Origin of the sequence: Roseateles sp. (assembly GCF_047654785.1) — a bacterium.
In the GTDB taxonomy this organism is placed as follows: Bacteria; Pseudomonadota; Gammaproteobacteria; order Burkholderiales; family Burkholderiaceae_C; genus Pelomonas.
Window position 1 is genome coordinate 997,574 of record NZ_JASGKQ010000003.1, and the last position, 16,634, is coordinate 1,014,207.

Genomic DNA, 16,634 nt, shown 5'->3' on the forward strand with positions numbered 1-16,634 from the left:
GGGGCCGCACTGCGCGGCCCCGGGGCGCTCAGCGCGTCGGCAGCTTCAGCTGCAGCGGGCTGCCCGAGCCGAAATCCAGCGCCATGTCGAAGCGCTCGCCGGCGCGCACCGGCGGGCCGTAGAGGCTGTCCTGGGTGTCGAAGACCAGCACCAGGCGGTGGCCGGCCGGCACGTCGTAGCCGGTGGCGACCATGTCGAAGCCGAAGTCCTGCGACTGGCCCGGCGTCGCCGCATGCACGGCGCGGGCGCCGTGCGTGATCAGCGTGCCGAAGCCGGCGACGTCGACGTCATAGAGATAGGCCACCAGCATGCCGCGCTGCTGCGACGGCACGGCGCTCAGCCGCAGCGCGGGCGCGCCGCGCAGCTTCAGTGCCTGGCGCAGCAGCGGGCCTTCGTAGCGGATGCCGAAGGCCGGCAGCACCGTGGCCATCTGGTTGACGACCGGCAGGCCGACGCTCTCGGCCAGCGGCGACAGCACCGGGATGGGGCCCGTGGTGGCCGAGGTGTCCAGCGCGTTGCCGATGCTGTCGCGGCCGCTGGTGCTGCGCTGGCCGGCCTGCAGCTGGCCGGCGACGCCGCGCCAGCACAGGCAGGACAGGTCCCAGCGCCGCGCGCCGCGCGGGGTGATCTGGTAGTCCAGGCTACGCAGCTCGGGCGCGGGCCAGGTCGACAGCGTCTCGCGGTAGGCCTGGAACTTGGGCTGCAGCGAGACCTGGGGTTCGTTCTCGATGCCGTTGGCCTGGCCCTTGAGCCAGCGGTCGAACCAGCGGTGGGCCTGGTCCCAGATCGCGTTGTCGACGTCGAGCAGCGCGCCGGGGAGCTCGGCCGAGGCGTGGATGCCGGGCTGCAGCATCAGCTTCTTGGGGACGGTGAGCTGGCCGAACAGCGCCAGCGAGGAGTTGGGCGAGAACATGTCGTCCTGCCAGTTCTTGCCGATGAAGACCGGCGCGCCGCGCTGGTTGATGGCGGCGACGGCGCTGGCCGGCGAACGCTGCCAGCCCCAGGCGGCGATCTCGGCGATCTTGGCGGCCGGCGTGTCCGGGTTCTGGATGGCGGCGTTGTACTCGGCCACGATCGGGTCGAGCCGGCCCGTCAGCTGGCCGGAGAGCTGCAGGATGTTCATCCAGGTCGGGTTGGGCACCTGGTTGCCGTACATCTGGTCGAGCAGCGTCGCCCAGCCCGACAGCGCCACTGCGGTCCGCAGCCGCGGCTCGCGGCCCAGCGCCAGCAGGGACAGGCCGGCGCCATAGGAAATGCCGGCGGCGCCGACGCGGGCGGGGTCGGCCGGCGTCTGGGCCAGGGTCCAGTCCAGCACGCCGCTGACGTCGGCCAGGTCGCCCGGGCCGGCCACGCCGATGCTGCCCTCGGAGTCCCAGAAGCCGCGCGTCGTGTAGGCCACGGCGATGTAGCCGTCGCGGGCCAGGCGCTGCTGCTGGCCCAGGTACTCGAAAAAGTCGGCGGACGCCCAGCTGGTGATGAAGATCACCGCCGGGTAGCGCGCCGTGCCCGCGCCGCTGCTGGCGCCGGCCGGCAGGAAGACGTTGGCCGCCAGCCGCACGCCGTCCGGGCGCGTGACCTTCAGGCTCTTGAGGAAGCAGGTGCCGTCCCGGGGCGAGACCACGCCGGGCATGGCCAGCGGCGTGGTGTAGGCGAGGGCTTCCAGCGGCGTCGCGGCGCGGCAGCTCAGTGGCGCGGCGGTTTGGGCAGCCCGGGCAGCCTGGGCGCCGAAAAGGCCCAGCGCGCCGGCGGTCAAGGCCAGGCCCAGGGTGGCGCGGCGGCGCCAGCCCTTGATCGAAACAGTCATGGATGTCTCCATCGGGGTTGATGTGGAGACGGTCGGCATCCCCGATAAAAGCACGACCGTTCGTTTTATTTTTCGCAAACGCGGGCAGCCGCCGCCTGGGGAAATCCCGCCCGCCACGCTTGACGTTGCGGCGGCGAAACGATCGCCGCGGCTTGGGGAGCCGTGATCCGGCCGGGCTGTGCTATCCGCGGCCCAGGCGGGGACGAGGCATGGGGAAGGGGGCCGCCGCCCGCCTTCCCTGGGGGCGGTCACATGAACAGGTGCTCGCCCGCGTTCTCGCCGCCGAGGATCACGTAGTTGACCTTCTTCAGGTCCGCCAGCTGCGTGCCGCCGGCATAGGAGATCGAGCTTTGCAGGTCTTCCTGCATCTCGCGCAGCGTGTCCGCCAGCCGGCCCTTGACGGGCTCCAGGATGCGCTTTCCCTCGACGTGGCGGTACTCGCCCTTGTTGAAGTCCGAGGCCGAGCCGTAGTACTCCTTGTAGCGCCGGCCGTCGACCTCGACCGTCTGGCCGGGCGACTCCTCGTGGCCGGCGAACAGCGAGCCGATCATCACCATGCTGGCGCCGAAGCGCATGCTCTTGGCGATGTCGCCGTGGTGGCGGATGCCGCCGTCCGCGACGATGGGCTTGGTCGCCACGCGGGCGCACCACTTCAGCGCCGAGAGCTGCCAGCCGCCGGTGCCGAAGCCGGTCTTCAGCCGCGTGATGCAGACCTTGCCGGGCCCGACGCCGACCTTGGTCGCGTCCGCGCCCCAGTTCTCCAGGTCGATGACGGCCTCGGGCGTGCCCACGTTGCCGGCGATGACGAAGGCCGCGGGCAGCCGCTGCTTGATGTGGCCGATCATGCGCTGCACGCTCTCGGCGTGGCCGTGGGCGATGTCGATGGTCAGGTAGTCGGCCCCCAGTCCCTCGGCGGCGAGCCGGTCCACCAGCTCATGGTCGGCCGGCTTCACGCCCACGCTCAGCGACACGATCAGGCCCTTGTCGCGCATGGCGCGGGCGTAGGCCAGGCTGTCCAGATCGAAGCGGTGCATCACGTAGAAATAGCCCTCGCGGGCCAGCATCTCGGTGATGCGCTCGTCCACCACGGTCTTCATGTTGGCCGGCACCACCGGCAGCTTGAAGCGGTGCGGGCCGAACTGCACGGAGGTGTCGCAGTCGGAGCGGCTGTCCACGCGGCACTTGCGCGGCAGCAGCAGGATGTTGTCGTAGTCGAAGATTTCCATGTCGGCGGTGCCCGGCCCGCCCGACACCGCGGGCGCGAGGGCTTCCTTTCAAGATCGCAAGACGGCGCGCGTTGATGCAGTGCGCGGCCTGGGCTGCGAGCGCTTGACCTGGTGTTCCGGCCACAAAAAACCGGACACCAAAATTTGGGCCCGGTGCCCGATTCTACGCAAGCCCGCGCGCCGACCCGGCCGATAAGATGGCCGCCCCTCATCAGGCGCAGCACCCCATGCAAGCATCCCTTCCGGCCGTGGTCATCAGCGGCACCGGCCTGTACCGCCCGCCGCACGTCATCACGAACGCGGAGCTGGTGGACGCCTTCAACGCCTACGCGGACCGCCAGAACACGCTGCACGCCGACGCCATCGCCCGCGGCGAGCGCCAGCCGCTGACGCACTCCAGCGTCGAGTTCATCGAGAAGGCCTCGGGCATCCGGCAGCGCTACGTGATCGAGAAGGACGGCGTGCTCGACCCGGCGCGCATGTACCCGCGCTTCACGCCGCGCGGCGACGGCGAGCTGTCGCTGATGGCCGAGATCGCCGCCGATGCGGCCCGGCAGGCGCTCGACGCCGCCGGCCGCAGCGGCGCGGACGTGGATGCGGTGCTGTGCGCCAGCGCCAACATGCAGCGCGCCTACCCGGCGATGGCCATCGAGATCCAGCAGGCGCTGGGCGCGGGCGGCTACGGCTTCGACATGAACGTGGCCTGCTCCTCGGCCACCTTCGCGCTGGAGCAGGCGTTCAACGCGGTGCGCTCGGGCGCGAGCCGCTGCGTGCTGGTCGTCAACCCCGAGATCACGTCGGCCCACCTGGAATGGCGCGACCGCGACTGCCATTTCATCTTCGGCGACGTCTGCACGGCCTTGCTCGTCGAGCGCGCCGACACGGCCGTGGGCGCCGACCAGTGGGAAATCCTCGGTACCCGGCTCGCCACGCAGTTCAGCAACAACATCCGCAACAACTTCGGCTTCATGAACCGCGCCGAGGACCGCGACCCCGGCGACCGCGACCTGACCTTCTATCAAGAGGGCCGCAAGGTCTTCAAGGAAGTGGTGCCGATGGCCGCCGCCCACATCGAGGCCCACCTCGGCCAGCTCGGCCTGCAGCCCGCGCAGATGCGCCGCTACTGGCTGCACCAGGCCAACCAGGGCATGAACCAACTGGTCATTAAGAAGCTGATCGGCGGCGAGGCCGGCAGCGAGGTCGCGCCGCTGATCCTGGACGAGTACGCCAACACCGCGTCGGCCGGCTCCGTCATCGCCTTCCACCACCACCGCGCCGACCTGCAGGCCGGCGACACGGGCGTGATCTGCTCCTTCGGCGCCGGCTACTCCATCGGCAGCGTCGTGGTGAAGAAGCGCTAGAAACGCAGCGAGAGCCCCAGCGTCCACGCCCAGTCGGGGGTGTCGCGGTTCAGGCCGCGGAATACGGCGGTGTCGATCTGCGCATCGTCCGTCAGCGGCCAGGCCAGCCCGGCGCCGGCCGTGACGACGTGGCCGCCATCGCGCCGCGACGCGAGCTGCTGGCCGGCGAGTTCGGCAAAGCCGCGCAGGCGCTCGCCGAGCGGGAGGCCGAGGCTGGCCGACAGCACGCCGGCCGTGTAGCGCCGGCCGTCGTCGTTGCGGTCGGTGACGACGCCGGCCATCGTGCCCAGCGAATAGCCGGCCGGCAGCTCCCACTGCGCCAGCAGGCTCAGCGCCGGCCGCAGGCCCCGGCCCTTGAAGGGGCCGCTGCCCGAGGGCGTCTGCACCGTGGCGATCCATCCCAGGCTGGGCCGGCCCTCGCCGCCGCCCTGCATGCGCCACTTGGCGCCGAGCGACAGGTCGGCGCGGCCGCTGCCGTCGGGGTGGCGCTGGCGCAGCGCGCCCTCGCTCTCCAGCCGCAGTTCCAGGTCGTGCCCCAGGCCCAGGCGCAGCAGCGTCGGCGTCGAGCGCAGCCGCGTCGCCTGCCCGTCCGCCCGGTTGCGCTGCCAGGCGCCGCTGGTCTCGATCTGGAAGCGGCCAGCGGCCATCACGTCGGGGCCGTTCGTGAAGTCGGGGCGGTCGGGCGAGATCGCGTCGTCGGCCTGGGCGGCCATGCAGGCCAGGAGCAGCAGCAGCGCGGGTTTCATGCGGGCCACTCTAGCCGCTGCGCTATCGTGCGCCCCATGTCCTCCCTTTCATTTTTCTGGCACGACTATGAAACCTTCGGCCGCGTGCCCCGGCGCGACCGCCCGGCCCAGTTCGCCGGCCTGCGCACCGACGCCGAGCTGAACGAGGTCGGCGAGCCGCTGATGCTCTATTGCCAGCCCGCGCCCGACTACCTGCCCGACCCCGAATCCTGCCTGCTGACCGGCATCCTGCCGCAGCACTGCCAGCAGCGCGGCGTGCCCGAGCATGAGTTCGCCGCCGCCATCGAGGCGGTGCTGGCGCTGCCGGGCACCGTCGGCGTCGGCTACAACAGCATCCGCTTCGACGACGAGGTGACGCGCCACCTGTTCTGGCGCAACCTCATCGACCCCTATGGCCGCGAGTGGCAGAACGGCTGCGGCCGCTGGGACCTGCTCGACGTCGTGCGCTGCGCCTACGCGCTGCGGCCGGACGGGCTGGCATGGCCGACGCACGAGGACGGCCGCCCCAGCTTCAAGCTCGAACACCTGACCGCCGCCAACGGCCTCGCGCACGAGGCCGCGCACGACGCGCTGTCCGACGTGCGCGCGACGGTCGCGCTCGCGCGCAAGCTGCGCCAGGCCCAGCCCAAGCTGTGGGAGTTCTGCCTGAAGCTGCGCGGCAAGCAGGCGGTGTGGGACGAGATCGGCATCGGCAAGCCGTTCCTGCACGTCTCCGGCATGTACGGGCCCGAGCGCGGCTGCATCGCGCTGGTCTGGCCGCTGGCACCGCACCCGACGAACAAGAACGAGCTGATCGTGTGGGACTGCGCCACGTCGCCCGAGGAGCTGCTGACGCTGAACGCCGAGGCCATCCGCCAGCGCATGTTCACGAAGCAGGACGAACTGCCCGAGGGCGTCGCGCGGCTGCCGATCAAGACCATCCACGTCAACAAGTCGCCCGTCGTCATCGGCAACCTGAAGACGCTCTCGCCCGCGATGGCCGGGCGCTGGGGGCTGGACGTCGAGGCCCAGCTCGCCCACGCCCGGGTGCTGGCCGAGAAGGGCCGGCTGCTGGACGGGCTGTGGGGCGACGTGTTCGCCCGCGAGCCGTTCGAGGCGGCCGACGTGGACGAGGACCTCTACGGCGGCTTCATCGGCAACGAGGACCGCCGCTCGCTGAATCGCGTGCGCGCGACGCCGCCCGCGCAGCTCGCCGAGCGTGCGGCCCAGGGCAAGCTGGCCTTCCAGGACGGGCGGCTGGAGGAACTGGTGTTCCGCTGGCGCGCGCGCAACTTTCCGGCCTCGCTGTCGGCCGAGGAGGCCGAGCGCTGGCAGGCGCACTGCGACGCGCGGCTGCACGAAGGCGAGGGCGGCGCGCAGACGCTGGCGGCCTTCATGGAGCGCATCGACCAACTGGGGGAGGCGGCCGACGAGCGCGGCGAGGACATCCTGTCGGCGCTGTATGACTACGCGGAGCAGATAGCGCCGTAGTGCGTGATCTGCGCACGGTCCGGCGGCGGGGGGCGCTGCGATAGTCGGGGCCGGCAATTTCCACTGGAGACCCCATGAGCCCCGCCGCATCCGCCGCTGCCGCCCCCGCCGATTTCACCGCCGCCCGACTGCGCGCGCTGCTGACGCGGGCGCCGGCGGCCATCGCCTTCGTGGCCGGCCAGCGCTTCGAGGTCGTCAGCGACGAGTTCAACCACCTGTTCGGCTTCGGCGACGACAGCGACCTCGCCGGTCAGGGCACCCGCGTCATCCACACCACCGAGCCGGCCCACGCCGGCCTGCACGAGCGCGCCGCCGCGGCGTTCGCGGCCGGCCGGCCGCTGGACGAGGAGATCGAGTACGTGAAGCGCGACGGCCACCGCTTCTGGGGCCGCCTGCAGGCCACGCCGGTGCATTGGGACGCCCCGGCGGGCGAGGCGCTGTGGCTGGTCGAGGACGTGACGGCCGCCCGCGCGCAGCGCCTGCAGCCGACCTGGACGGCCCGGCACGACACGGTGACCGAGCTGGCCAACCGTCGCGAGTTCGAGCGCCGGCTGAGCGAGCACGTCGGCAGCCGCCGCAGCGAGCCGGTGTCGGTGCTGTGGCTGGACGTGGACCGCTTCGCCGACGCCGTCAACGGCCTGGGCACCAGCGTGGGCGACCATTTCCTGTATGGCCTGGGCCAGATGCTGACGGCCAAGGTGCGGGCGTCCGATCTGGTCGCGCGGCTGGAGGACGACCACTTCGCGCTGCTGCTGCCCGACTGCGACCAGCACTACGCGCAGATCATTGCCGAGAAGCTGCGCGCGGCCGTCGCCGGCTACCGGCTGCACTGGGGCCTGCACCGCGCGCGCGTGAAGGCGTCGCTGGGCGTGGTGCAGATCCAGCCCTCGCTGGCCAGCGTGGACGCCGTCCTCGGCGGCGCGGCGCTGGCCTGCACCGAGGCCAAGGCGGCCGGCGGCGACAGCGTGCGCGTGTTCGTGCCGGCCGGCGGCTACGAAGAGCTGGCGGGCTGACGCCGCCGGCCGTTTCATCGGGACGGCGTGCGGTAGTCACGGGCCGGGCCGGATTCGAAGCGCCGAACCGCGGGGTGTTCGCCCGGCTGTTCTACAGTTCCCGCCAGCCCGGCCGATGTCACGGCGGAGCGCTTGCAATGTGAAGGGCCGAGCCATGAACGTGCCGCTGTCCACCGCCCTGTCCGGCATCTCGTCCGCCAGCGAGCGCCTCCGCGCGTCGGCGGCCAGCATCGCCCACCTGGCCGCCGGCGGCAGTGCGGCCACGGCCCGCCGCGGTGCCGAGCCCACGACCGTGGACAAGCTGCCCGAGCGCGAGGTCAACCCGGTCCGCGAGGTCGTCGAGCAGCGGTCGGCCGCCTATGCCTTCATCGCCAACGTGAAGGTGCTGCAGACCCACCTGAACACCACCGGCGCGTTGCTGGACATCAAGGCCTGAGCCGGCCCCTCGCGTCGCGTTCCCTGCACCAACGCAAAGCGGCTCCGACCTCGGCGCCGCTTTGCATTGGTGCGGTCCTGTGTTGTCGTGGTGCGAACACCGGGTTCTCGACCCGAGATGGTGCATGGACTCATGACTTTTTAACATGGCGCCTCCCGATTCCCCGAGAAAGCCCGCGCCATGAAATACGCCTCCGTCGGCCAGTTCCTTGAACAGGTCGCCCAGCGCAACCCCGGTCAGCCCGAGTTCCTGCAAGCCGTCACCGAGGTCATGGAGAGCCTGTGGCCCTTCATCGAGCAGCATCCGCGCTATGCCGAGCAGGGCCTGCTGGACCGGCTGGTGGAGCCGGAGCGCGTCGTCATGTTCCGCGTCTCCTGGTTCGACGACCACGGCAACGTCCACGTCAACCGCGGCTACCGCATCCAGCACAGCATGGCCATCGGCCCCTACAAGGGCGGGCTGCGCTTCCACCCGTCGGTGAACCTGTCGGTGCTGAAGTTCCTGGCCTTCGAGCAGACCTTCAAGAACGCGCTGACGACGCTGCCGATGGGCGGCGGCAAGGGCGGCTCCGATTTCGATCCCAAGGGCAAGAGCCCGACCGAGATCATGCGGTTCTGCCAGGCGTTCGCGACCGAGCTGTTCCGCCACGTCGGCCCGGACACCGACGTGCCGGCCGGCGACATCGGCGTCGGCGGCCGCGAGGTGGGCTTCATGGCCGGCATGTACAAAAAGCTCGCCAACAGCGCCGCCAGCGTGTTCACCGGCAAGGGCCTGGCCTTCGGCGGCTCGCTGGTCCGCCCGGAGGCGACGGGCTACGGCACGGTCTACTTCGCGCAGGAGATGCTGAAGACGCGCGGCCGCTGCTTCGAGGGCCTGCGCGTGTCGGTGTCCGGCTCGGGCAACGTCGCGCAGTACGCGGTCGAGAAGGCGATGCAGCTCGGCGCTCAGGTCGTGACCGTGTCCGACTCCAGCGGCACCGTCATCGACGAGGCCGGCTTCTCGCCCGAGAAACTGGCCGTGCTGATGGACGTGAAGAACCACCACTACGGCCGCGTCGGCGACTACGCCCAGCGCACCGGCGCGCGCTTCATGCCCGGCGAGCGCCCCTGGCAGGTGCCGGTGGACGTGGCGCTGCCCTGCGCGACGCAGAACGAACTGGACGAGCAGGACGCCGCCACGCTCATCCAGCACGGCGTGGTCTGCGTGGCCGAGGGGGCGAACATGCCGTCCACCATCGAGGCCGCCAAGGCCTTCGAGGCGGCGGGCGTGCTCTACGCGCCCGGCAAGGCCAGCAACGCCGGTGGCGTGGCGACCTCGGGCCTGGAGATGAGCCAGAACGCGATGCGCCTGTCCTGGACGCGCGAGGAGGTGGACGCCCGCCTGCTGCAGATCATGCAGGGCATCCACGCCGCCTGCCTGAAGCATGGACGGCGCGCCGACGGCAGCGTCAGCTACATCGACGGCGCCAACGTGGCCGGCTTCGTCAAGGTGGCCGAGGCGATGCTGGCGCAGGGCGTGGTCTAACGGTCCAGCGCCACGGGGCGCGGCGTCGGCCGCGCCCAGCTCGCCGGCAGGCCGTGCAGCACGGCCTCGGCGTCCAGCGAGCGCAGCGGCACGGCCAGGTCGGCCGGGATGCGCTGGCGCGCCAGCAGCGCCATGTAGCGCAGCGCCGAGACGCGCAGGAAGGACGCGAAATTGCCCACCGCGCCGCGCGCCTGCCCCAACTCGTCGTGCAGCTTCTCGATCAACTGCGTGACGCCCATGCCGTCGCGCGCGGCGATCTCCTCCAGCACCTCCCAATGCAGGTTCTCCAGCCGGATGCTGGTGACCACGCCATGCAGGCGCACCGAGCGCGTGCGCGACTCGTAGGACTCGGGGTTGGCGCTGATGAAGACCTGGCACATGACACACCTCCTGGCGGCGATTCTCGTCAGCCGCTGATGCGCGTGCCCAGCACGGCCAGGAACTGCGCGATCCAGGCCGGATGGGCCGGCCAGGCGGGCGCGGTGACGAGGTTGCCGTCGGTGACGGCCTGGTCCACCGGGATGCTGGCGTAGCTGGCGCCGGCCAGTTCCACCTCGGCCGCGCAGGCCGGGTAGGCCGAGACCTTCTTGCCGCGGATGACGCCGGCCGCCGCCAGCAACTGCGCGCCGTGGCAGATGGCCGCGATGGGCTTGCCCGCCTGCGCGAAGTGCTGCACCAGCGGCAGCACGCCGGCCACCGTGCGCAAATAGTCGGGCGCGCGGCCGCCGGGGATGACCAGCGCGTCGTAGTCGGCCGGCTGCACGGCGTCGAAGCTGGCATTCAGCACGAAGCGGTGGCCCGGCTTCTCGGAATAGGTCTGCGCGCCCTCGAAATCGTGGATGGCCGTGAACACGAAATCCCCCGCCTGCTTGCCGGGGCAGACCGCATCGACGCGGTGCCCCACGGCCTGCAGCGCCTGGAAGGGCACCATGATCTCGTAGTCCTCCACATAGTCGCCGGCCAGCAGCAGTTTCTTGCCCATGTTCGTCTCCTTGGTTGGTGGAGGGCCGATTCTGGGTAAGCGCTCAATAAACAGCGACCTTGAGAAGCCGCAGGCAAGCTGACAGTCTGCGTTCCCACTTAACTACAGAAGTGGGAACGTATGTCGGGAGATCTGGAAGAGCTGAAGCGCCGCCTTGTGCTGCGCCAGAGGCCCGGCGGACGCTGTGTTTACGACAAGGCGGCCAAGGCCGAGTTTGTGGAGCTGTGCTTGCGGCCCGGCGTGTCGGTGTCGCGCCTGGCGCGCGAGGTCGGCATCAACGCCAACCAGGTCTCGCAATGGATACGCGATCACGGCGAGCGGCGCAAGCGCCCAGCGATCGTGACTTCGGCGCCGACATCACCCTTCGTGGCGGTACCGGTGTTCAGGACGCCCGCCGAGCCGCTCGTCCCCCAAGCCCGCGACGCGCACGAGATGACGTTGCAGGCCAGGCTGCCCAACGGCGTGACGGTCGAGCTGCGCGGCGTCGGGACGCGCCAGGTCGAGGACGTGATTCAGGCGCTGGGGAGGCTGGCGTGTTCCGCTTCGACGACCATCTGAAGGTCTACCTGCACCGCGCACCGGTGGACTTCCGACTGAGCATCAACGGCCTGGCCACACTCGTGCAGCAGGCCCTTGGCCTGGACCCGTTTGCGGCTTGCGTGTACGTCTTCAGTAACCGGCGTCGCAACCGGGTCAAGATCCTCGGCTGGGACCGCAACGGCTTCTGGCTTCTGCTCAAGCGCCTGGAGGAGGACCGGTTCATCTGGCCTGACGAAGCGGTCGTACCGACGCTGACGGTGGAGCAGCTGCACTGGTTGCTGGAGGGCATCGACATCGGCGTTGTCCAGCGCCATCCCCAGCGCATGTACGTGCACGCTGGCTGAGACACCCTGGCGCGCTCGCGCGCCATTGCTGCAGATCCGCATGGTGCAGTGACCCTGGAGTCCAGACACTGGCTCCCGATGGTCCACATGCCCACGCCCGACGAAGTCATCGCCTTGCAGCAAGCACTGGCCGACGCGCTCAAGCGCAATGAGTCGTTGGCCGGCGAGCTGCGCGTGACACGCACCGAGCGCGACCTGCTCAAGGAGCAGCTCAACAAGTTCAAGCGACAGCTGTTCGCCGCGAGCAGCGAGGTCGCCGGCCTGCAGAAGGACATGTTCTTCAACGAGGCCGAGAACCTCGGCGCGCAGGCCGAGCCCGCGCGCGAAGAGACCGACGACAAGGTCGACGTCCCCGGCCACCAGCGCGCCAAGCGCGGTCGCAAGCCGCTGGATCCGGCGCTGCCGCGCGAGGTGATTCGCCACGAACTTCCCGAAGCCGAGCGTGTGTGCCCGCACGACGGCGCCGGGCTGCGCGAGATCGGCGTGGAGGCCAGCGAGCAACTGGACATCATTCCTCAGCAGGTGCGCGTCATCCGGCACGAGCGCGTGAAGTACGCGTGCCCTTGCTGTGACGGCGGCATGCGGCTGGCCGCGCGCCCGGCGCAGATCATCCCCAGAGGCTTGTTCACCGAGAGCGCTCTCGCGTGGATCGCCACGTCCAAGTACCTGGACGGGCTGCCGCTGTACCGCCAGGCGGTGCTGCTAGGCCGCTTCGGCGGCACCGACATCTCGCGCAACACGCTGGCTGGCAGCACCGTGCGCACCGGCCTGGCCGTGCAGCCGGTCGTCAACCTGCTGCGCGACCTGCTGTTGGACTCGCCGCTGATCTTCGGCGACGAGACCGATTTGCAGGTGCTCAAGGAGCCGGGGCGCAGTGCCCAGTCCAAGAGCTTCATCTGGGCGCAGATGACCGACGGCAGCGGCAGGGACGGGACCGGGCCACCCATCCGGCTCTTCGCTTACTCGCCCAGTCGCTCCACCAAGACGGCGATGGAGCTGTACGCAGGCATCCGTCCCGACGCGGTGCTGATGACCGATGGCTATGAGCCCTACGACAAAGTAGCGCAGGCGCACCAGCTCGTGCACCTGGCCTGCTGGACGCATTGCCGACGCTACTTCATGGAAGCGCTGCAGGGCTTGCCCAAGGACCAACGCACGCCCAACCAACTGGCTGCACGCTTCATTGCGCTCATTGGCCAGCTGTACCACGTCGAGGCGCAGGCCAAGCGCGACGGCGTCGACACCACTGAGCTTGGCCGCCGGCGTCAGCAGGAGAGCGTGCCCGTGCTGGCCGACATCGAGGCACTGCTGCTGGCCCACCTGCACGGCGTGCTGCCCAAGAGCCTGCTGGGGCAAGCGCTGCACTACCTGTCGTCGCAGTGGAGCAAGCTCAAGCGCTACGTCGAGGACGGCAGGTACAGCATCGACAACAACGTGCAGGAGAACGCCATCAGGCCGTTCTGCATTGGGCGCAGGAACTGGCTCTTCGCCGACACCGTGGCCGGTGCCAACGCCAGCGCCAACCTGTACTCGCTGCTGCAGACCTGCCGCGTCAACGGCATCGACGGCTACCGCTACTTGCGCGCGCTCTTCACCGCGCTGCCCAACGCCAAGACCGCCGACGACTACGCCGCTCTGCTGCCCTGGGCCATCGACCTCAGCAAAGCCTGACTCCGCCCTGCTCGACAACCTCGGGCGAGGCAAGGGCGTGGTTTATTGAGCGCTTACGATTCTGGGAACGGGGCGTGGTGGGTGGGTAACTGTCAAGACCCGCCTGTTTATGCACCGCTCGCTTGAACAAATTGGGCTTGGAGACTTGCCAAGCTTGAAGAGCTTGAACGGGAGTGCGGTGCTCAAGAGAGGTAAGCGTCCCGGCAAGTCATGTGTAAGCAGCCAGGGAACACATATTGATCTGAGGTTGCCCTGGTAGTGAACATCTGTCCGCGTAGAAGGAGGCGGACACGTGAACACTTATGGGGTCGATCTGATGGGCCGGCGTCGCAGGCGGCGGCATACGGCGGAGTTCAAGGCAGCAGTCATTGAGGAATGCCTCAGGCCCGGCGTGTCCATCGCGGCGGTCGCGCTGGCGCACGGCCTGAACGCCAACATGCTGCGCAAGTGGGTCATCGACGCCGAGCACAAGATCATGGCACCACCGCCGAGTGCTGCCGCTGAGCCCGAGCCACAGCCGATGCCGCCGCCGACCCGCGAGCAACTCGATGCCCTGGTGCTGGGCCTGCCGTGGCATCGCATCGGCGAGGCCGGCGTGATCGGCCTGACCTGAGCCCCAAGGCAATTGGTGCGTGCGCCGATGGTCAGCGCGCCTGGTGGTGCGCACACTGGCCTCAATGCTTGCAGACCTGCCTATCTCCGCCGAAGAACTCGCCGCCCTGGAGGCGGCGGGTCTTGGTGAGGTCGGTGCCAAGCTGCTGCGCCGCATCGAGCACGACCGCCAGGAGATTGACCGCCGCGACGTGAAGCTGGAGAAGCTCTCGTTCGAGATCGCCCAGTTGAGGCGCCTGAAGTTCGGCAAGAAAAGCGAGCAGCTCGGTGCCGAACAACGCGCGCTGTTCGACGAGGCCGTGGACGCTGACATCGCCGCGGCCGAGGCGGCGCTTCAGGAACTGCTGGGCAAGAAGAAGCCGCCGACAACGCCTGGCGAGCGACCCAAGCGTGCTGCCTTGCCGCAGAACCTGCCGCGTGTGGATCGCCACCACGAGCCCGAGACCACCACCTGCGCCTGCGGCTGTGCACTCAAGCGCATCGGCGAGGACGTCAGCGAGAAGCTGGACTACACGCCAGGCGTGTTCACGGTCGAGCGCCACATCCGCGGCAAGTGGGCCTGCGCGCAGTGCCGCACGCTGACCCAGGCGCCGGCCCCGGCCGAGATCATCGACAAGGGCATTCCCACCTCCGGGCTGCTGGCGCAGGTGCTGGTCGCCAAGTACGCCGACCATCTGCCGCTGTACCGCCAGGAAGCCATCTTCGGCCGCGTCGGCGTCGCGCTCCCACGCTCGACGCTGGGCGCGTGGATCGGTGTCTGTGGCCTGCGCCTGCAGCCGCTGGTCGATGCCCTGAAGGCGCACCTGCTGGCCTGCCCGGTCGTACATGCGGACGAGACGCCGGTAGCCATGCTGGCGCCCGGCACTGGCAAGACGTATCGAGCCTACCTGTGGGCCTATGCCGCCGGTGCGTTCGAGCCCTTGCGCGCCGTCGTCTACGACTTCAGCGAATCCAGAGCCGGTGAACACGCCAGGGCCTTCCTCGGCGACTGGCGCGGCAGTCTCGTGTGCGACGGCTACACCGGCTACAAGGCCAGCTTCGCGCTGGGCGTGACGGAGGCCGGCTGCATGGCCCATGCACGGCGCAAGTTCGTCGAACTGCACGAGGCCAACAAGAGCACCATCGCGGCGGCGGCCATCGACCTCATCGGCCAGTTGTACGGGATCGAGCGCGAGGTCAAGCTGCTCACCTCGCAGCAGCGGCTGCAAGAGCGCCGAACACGCGCGGCGCCCATCGCCAAGGCGCTGCACGACTGGCTCTTCGCGCAGCGCGGCAAGATCACGGACGGCACCGCCACGGCCAAGGCCATCGACTACAGCCTCAACCGCTGGGCGGCGCTCACGCGCTACCTGCACGATCCGGCGCTGCCCATCGACAACAACCATGACGAACAGCAAATCCGTCCCTGGGCCACGGGACGCAAGAATTGGTTGTTCGCCGGGACGCTGCTGGCTGGGCAGCGCGCCGCGGCCATCATGAGCTTGATCCAGTCAGCCAAGCTCAACGGGCATGACCCGTATGCATACCTGAAGGACATCCTGCAGCGACTACCGACGCAACGTGCCTGCGACATCGACGAGTTGCTGCCTCATCACTGGGCACCGGCCATCTGACCGAACGCTCTGCGTTGGTCAACATGTGTTCCCTGGCTGCTTACAGCACAGCTCCACGAACTCGGCCTTCGCCGCTTTGTCGTACACGCAGCGCCCACCGGGCTTGTGGCGCAGCACAAGGCGCCCCTTGAGCGCCTCCCGATCTCCAGACATACGTCCCCACTTCTGTCGTTTAGAGCGGCTAACAAAACTGAATCAATGCTCGCACGCAGATGACGCTGCACGCCAGGGATAGCAAGGCCACATGGGTATGAACGCTTCGCTCGAAACGCACGCGCAGCTTGCCGAAGGCGGCCAGCCAAGCATGCGTGCGTTCGACGACCCAGCGATGGCACCCGAGTCGGTCGTTGCGCTCGATACCCCTGCGGGCGATCCGATCCTGGATGCCTCGGCGCTTGAGGTGCTCCCGACAGCGTGCAAAGTCGTAGCCCTTGTCCGCGTGCAGCTTGTCGGGCCAGCGGCGCGGCTTTCCACGCTTTCCTCGCACATCGGGCAAGGCATCGATCAACTGCTCGAAGACCACCGAGTCGTGGCGGTTGGCTCCGGTCACGCAGAACATCAGCGGGATGCCCTGGCGGTCCGTGATGATGTGACGTTTGCTGCCGAGTTTTCCTCTGTCCGTGGGGTTGGGGCCAGTGTGCGAGCCCCCCGGGGGCTGGGCACGCTGGCCCCGTCCAGGCTGGCTCGGCTGAAGTCCAGCCGCCCGGCGCTACGCAGTTCGGCCAACAACAGCATATGCAATTGGTGCCACACACCGGCATCCTGCCATTGGCGCAGTCGCCGCCAGCAGGTCATGCCACTGCCGAAGCCCAGTTCCTGGGGCAACTCTTCCCAGGGGATGCCGGTGCGCAGCACGAACAGGATGCCGTTCAGAGCCATCTCGTCGCTCACCCGTGGACGACCGCCCTTGACCGAGGGCACGAATACCGGCAGCAGTGGCTCAATCTTCTTGAACAGCGCCGCGCTGATTTCCTTGTTCTTGGTTCGACCCATGTACCGTCAAACGCACTTCAACCGCCTGACGATGACAGGGTTGTGTTAGCCGCTCTTAGTGGGCACGTAGCCTGTCACCGCATCTCCCTGGCATCAAGGACGTGGTTCGCTGACCGCTTACGGTGCTCGGCCTAGGATGCTCGTATCCATCAGGACTTGGTGGGTACGTAGGCACTATGGAGCAGGCATCAGCGGGCCGCAGGCGGCGATTCCACAGCGACGACTTCAAGGCACAGGCCGTCCGGGCTGGCTGCAAGCCTGGTGGTGCGCACACTGGCCGCGAGGGTTCAGCCAGGCGC

The 16,634-nt window shown here is 69.2% G+C and carries 17 protein-coding genes; 11 read left to right on the forward strand and 6 right to left on the reverse strand.

Going from position 1 to position 16,634, the window contains the following annotated elements; all coding sequences use genetic code 11:
* Positions 1-28 precede the first annotated feature (28 nt).
* Positions 29-1,804, reverse strand: coding sequence for a CocE/NonD family hydrolase (locus QM788_RS13720; RefSeq protein WP_415662030.1), 1,776 nt, complete (start codon positions 1,802-1,804; stop codon positions 29-31).
* Between QM788_RS13720 and QM788_RS13725 the strand changes: the two genes are divergently transcribed.
* Positions 1,803-1,970 carry a hypothetical protein gene (locus tag QM788_RS13725; RefSeq protein ID WP_415662031.1) on the forward strand — a complete coding sequence of 56 codons (168 nt, stop codon included), beginning with the start codon at positions 1,803-1,805 and terminating at the stop codon, positions 1,968-1,970. The genes QM788_RS13720 and QM788_RS13725 overlap by 2 nt on opposite strands.
* An 82-nt stretch (positions 1,971-2,052) precedes the next feature.
* Here QM788_RS13725 and QM788_RS13730 read toward each other — a convergent pair whose 3' ends face one another.
* Positions 2,053-3,030 carry a GMP reductase gene (locus tag QM788_RS13730; RefSeq protein ID WP_415662032.1) on the reverse strand — a complete coding sequence of 326 codons (978 nt, stop codon included), beginning with the start codon at positions 3,028-3,030 and terminating at the stop codon, positions 2,053-2,055.
* A 227-nt stretch (positions 3,031-3,257) separates the two neighbouring features.
* Here QM788_RS13730 and QM788_RS13735 point away from each other — a divergent pair, with 227 nt between their 5' ends.
* Positions 3,258-4,391: a beta-ketoacyl-ACP synthase III gene (locus QM788_RS13735; RefSeq protein WP_415662033.1), complete on the forward strand. Its 1,134-nt coding sequence runs from the start codon at positions 3,258-3,260 to the stop codon at positions 4,389-4,391.
* Here QM788_RS13735 and QM788_RS13740 read toward each other — a convergent pair.
* On the reverse strand, positions 4,388-5,137 hold the full coding sequence (locus tag QM788_RS13740; protein ID WP_415662034.1) for a transporter: 750 nt from the start codon (positions 5,135-5,137) through the stop codon (positions 4,388-4,390). The genes QM788_RS13735 and QM788_RS13740 overlap by 4 nt on opposite strands.
* Before the next feature lie 36 nt (positions 5,138-5,173).
* Here QM788_RS13740 and sbcB point away from each other — a divergent pair, with 36 nt between their 5' ends.
* The 4 genes from sbcB (at position 5,174) to gdhA (ending at position 9,580) form a co-directional block, all read left to right on the forward strand.
* Positions 5,174-6,607 carry an exodeoxyribonuclease I gene (gene sbcB / locus QM788_RS13745; protein WP_415662035.1) on the forward strand — a complete coding sequence of 478 codons (1,434 nt, stop codon included), beginning with the start codon at positions 5,174-5,176 and terminating at the stop codon, positions 6,605-6,607.
* 74 nt (positions 6,608-6,681) lie between these two features.
* Complete coding sequence (locus tag QM788_RS13750; protein WP_415662036.1) at positions 6,682-7,620, forward strand: GGDEF domain-containing protein; 939 nt, start codon at positions 6,682-6,684, stop codon at positions 7,618-7,620.
* Positions 7,621-7,774: 154 nt separating this feature from the next.
* Positions 7,775-8,056 carry a hypothetical protein gene (locus QM788_RS13755; RefSeq protein WP_415662037.1) on the forward strand — a complete coding sequence of 94 codons (282 nt, stop codon included), beginning with the start codon at positions 7,775-7,777 and terminating at the stop codon, positions 8,054-8,056.
* A 180-nt stretch (positions 8,057-8,236) separates the two neighbouring features.
* Complete coding sequence (gene gdhA / locus QM788_RS13760; RefSeq protein WP_415662038.1) at positions 8,237-9,580, forward strand: NADP-specific glutamate dehydrogenase; 1,344 nt, start codon at positions 8,237-8,239, stop codon at positions 9,578-9,580.
* On the opposite strand, the gene QM788_RS13765 is transcribed toward gdhA, so the two are convergent.
* Both QM788_RS13765 and QM788_RS13770 read right to left on the reverse strand, forming a co-directional pair.
* Complete coding sequence (locus tag QM788_RS13765) at positions 9,577-9,960, reverse strand: ribbon-helix-helix domain-containing protein (RefSeq protein ID WP_415662039.1); 384 nt, start codon at positions 9,958-9,960, stop codon at positions 9,577-9,579. The genes gdhA and QM788_RS13765 overlap by 4 nt on opposite strands.
* A gap of 26 nt (positions 9,961-9,986) precedes the next feature.
* Positions 9,987-10,562 carry a DJ-1/PfpI family protein gene (locus tag QM788_RS13770; protein WP_415662040.1) on the reverse strand — a complete coding sequence of 192 codons (576 nt, stop codon included), beginning with the start codon at positions 10,560-10,562 and terminating at the stop codon, positions 9,987-9,989.
* A gap of 120 nt (positions 10,563-10,682) precedes the next feature.
* Between QM788_RS13770 and tnpA the strand changes: the two genes are divergently transcribed.
* From tnpA to tnpC (QM788_RS13795), 5 genes are all read left to right on the forward strand, one after another.
* Positions 10,683-11,120 carry an IS66-like element accessory protein TnpA gene (tnpA, locus tag QM788_RS13775; RefSeq protein WP_415659926.1) on the forward strand — a complete coding sequence of 146 codons (438 nt, stop codon included), beginning with the start codon at positions 10,683-10,685 and terminating at the stop codon, positions 11,118-11,120.
* Entirely contained in the window at positions 11,096-11,446 is a 351-nt protein-coding gene (gene tnpB, locus QM788_RS13780; RefSeq protein ID WP_415659925.1) for an IS66 family insertion sequence element accessory protein TnpB, read from the forward strand. The genes tnpA and tnpB overlap by 25 nt, the downstream gene beginning before the upstream one ends.
* Positions 11,447-11,533: 87 nt before the next feature.
* The gene (gene tnpC, locus QM788_RS13785) at positions 11,534-13,117 is read left to right on the forward strand and encodes an IS66 family transposase (protein WP_415659924.1); all 1,584 of its coding nucleotides are present in this window, start codon (positions 11,534-11,536) and stop codon (positions 13,115-13,117) included.
* A 292-nt stretch (positions 13,118-13,409) separates the two neighbouring features.
* Positions 13,410-13,730, forward strand: a complete 321-nt coding sequence (locus QM788_RS13790) for a transposase (RefSeq protein WP_415659922.1) — start codon at positions 13,410-13,412, stop codon at positions 13,728-13,730.
* Positions 13,731-13,794: 64 nt separating this feature from the next.
* Entirely contained in the window at positions 13,795-15,342 is a 1,548-nt protein-coding gene (tnpC, locus tag QM788_RS13795) for an IS66 family transposase (RefSeq protein ID WP_415662041.1), read from the forward strand.
* A 181-nt stretch (positions 15,343-15,523) separates the two neighbouring features.
* Here the strand turns inward: tnpC (QM788_RS13795) and QM788_RS13800 are convergent.
* Positions 15,524-16,335 (reverse strand): IS5 family transposase gene (locus QM788_RS13800; RefSeq protein ID WP_415659607.1). Its coding sequence is split into 2 segments (ribosomal slippage): positions 15,524-16,005 and positions 16,005-16,335, totalling 813 coding nucleotides; the frame shifts between segments, so codons are not numbered across the junction.
* Positions 16,336-16,634 lie beyond the last annotated feature (299 nt).

What these genes read in the sequence shown, in the direction of transcription:
- QM788_RS13725 (WP_415662031.1), top strand. Translation starts at nt 1,803, where the DNA reads ATGGATGTCTCCATCGGGGTTGATGTGGAGACGGTCGGCATCCCCGAT.
- QM788_RS13720 (WP_415662030.1), bottom strand. Translation starts at nt 1,804, where the DNA reads ATGACTGTTTCGATCAAGGGCTGGCGCCGCCGCGCCACCCTGGGCCTG.
- QM788_RS13730 (WP_415662032.1), bottom strand. Translation starts at nt 3,030, where the DNA reads ATGGAAATCTTCGACTACGACAACATCCTGCTGCTGCCGCGCAAGTGC.
- QM788_RS13735 (WP_415662033.1), top strand. Translation starts at nt 3,258, where the DNA reads ATGCAAGCATCCCTTCCGGCCGTGGTCATCAGCGGCACCGGCCTGTAC.
- QM788_RS13740 (WP_415662034.1), bottom strand. Translation starts at nt 5,137, where the DNA reads ATGAAACCCGCGCTGCTGCTGCTCCTGGCCTGCATGGCCGCCCAGGCC.
- sbcB (WP_415662035.1), top strand. Translation starts at nt 5,174, where the DNA reads ATGTCCTCCCTTTCATTTTTCTGGCACGACTATGAAACCTTCGGCCGC.
- QM788_RS13750 (WP_415662036.1), top strand. Translation starts at nt 6,682, where the DNA reads ATGAGCCCCGCCGCATCCGCCGCTGCCGCCCCCGCCGATTTCACCGCC.
- QM788_RS13755 (WP_415662037.1), top strand. Translation starts at nt 7,775, where the DNA reads ATGAACGTGCCGCTGTCCACCGCCCTGTCCGGCATCTCGTCCGCCAGC.
- gdhA (WP_415662038.1), top strand. Translation starts at nt 8,237, where the DNA reads ATGAAATACGCCTCCGTCGGCCAGTTCCTTGAACAGGTCGCCCAGCGC.
- QM788_RS13765 (WP_415662039.1), bottom strand. Translation starts at nt 9,960, where the DNA reads ATGTGCCAGGTCTTCATCAGCGCCAACCCCGAGTCCTACGAGTCGCGC.
- QM788_RS13770 (WP_415662040.1), bottom strand. Translation starts at nt 10,562, where the DNA reads ATGGGCAAGAAACTGCTGCTGGCCGGCGACTATGTGGAGGACTACGAG.
- tnpA (WP_415659926.1), top strand. Translation starts at nt 10,683, where the DNA reads ATGTCGGGAGATCTGGAAGAGCTGAAGCGCCGCCTTGTGCTGCGCCAG.
- tnpC (WP_415659924.1), top strand. Translation starts at nt 11,534, where the DNA reads ATGCCCACGCCCGACGAAGTCATCGCCTTGCAGCAAGCACTGGCCGAC.
- tnpC (WP_415662041.1), top strand. Translation starts at nt 13,795, where the DNA reads ATGCTTGCAGACCTGCCTATCTCCGCCGAAGAACTCGCCGCCCTGGAG.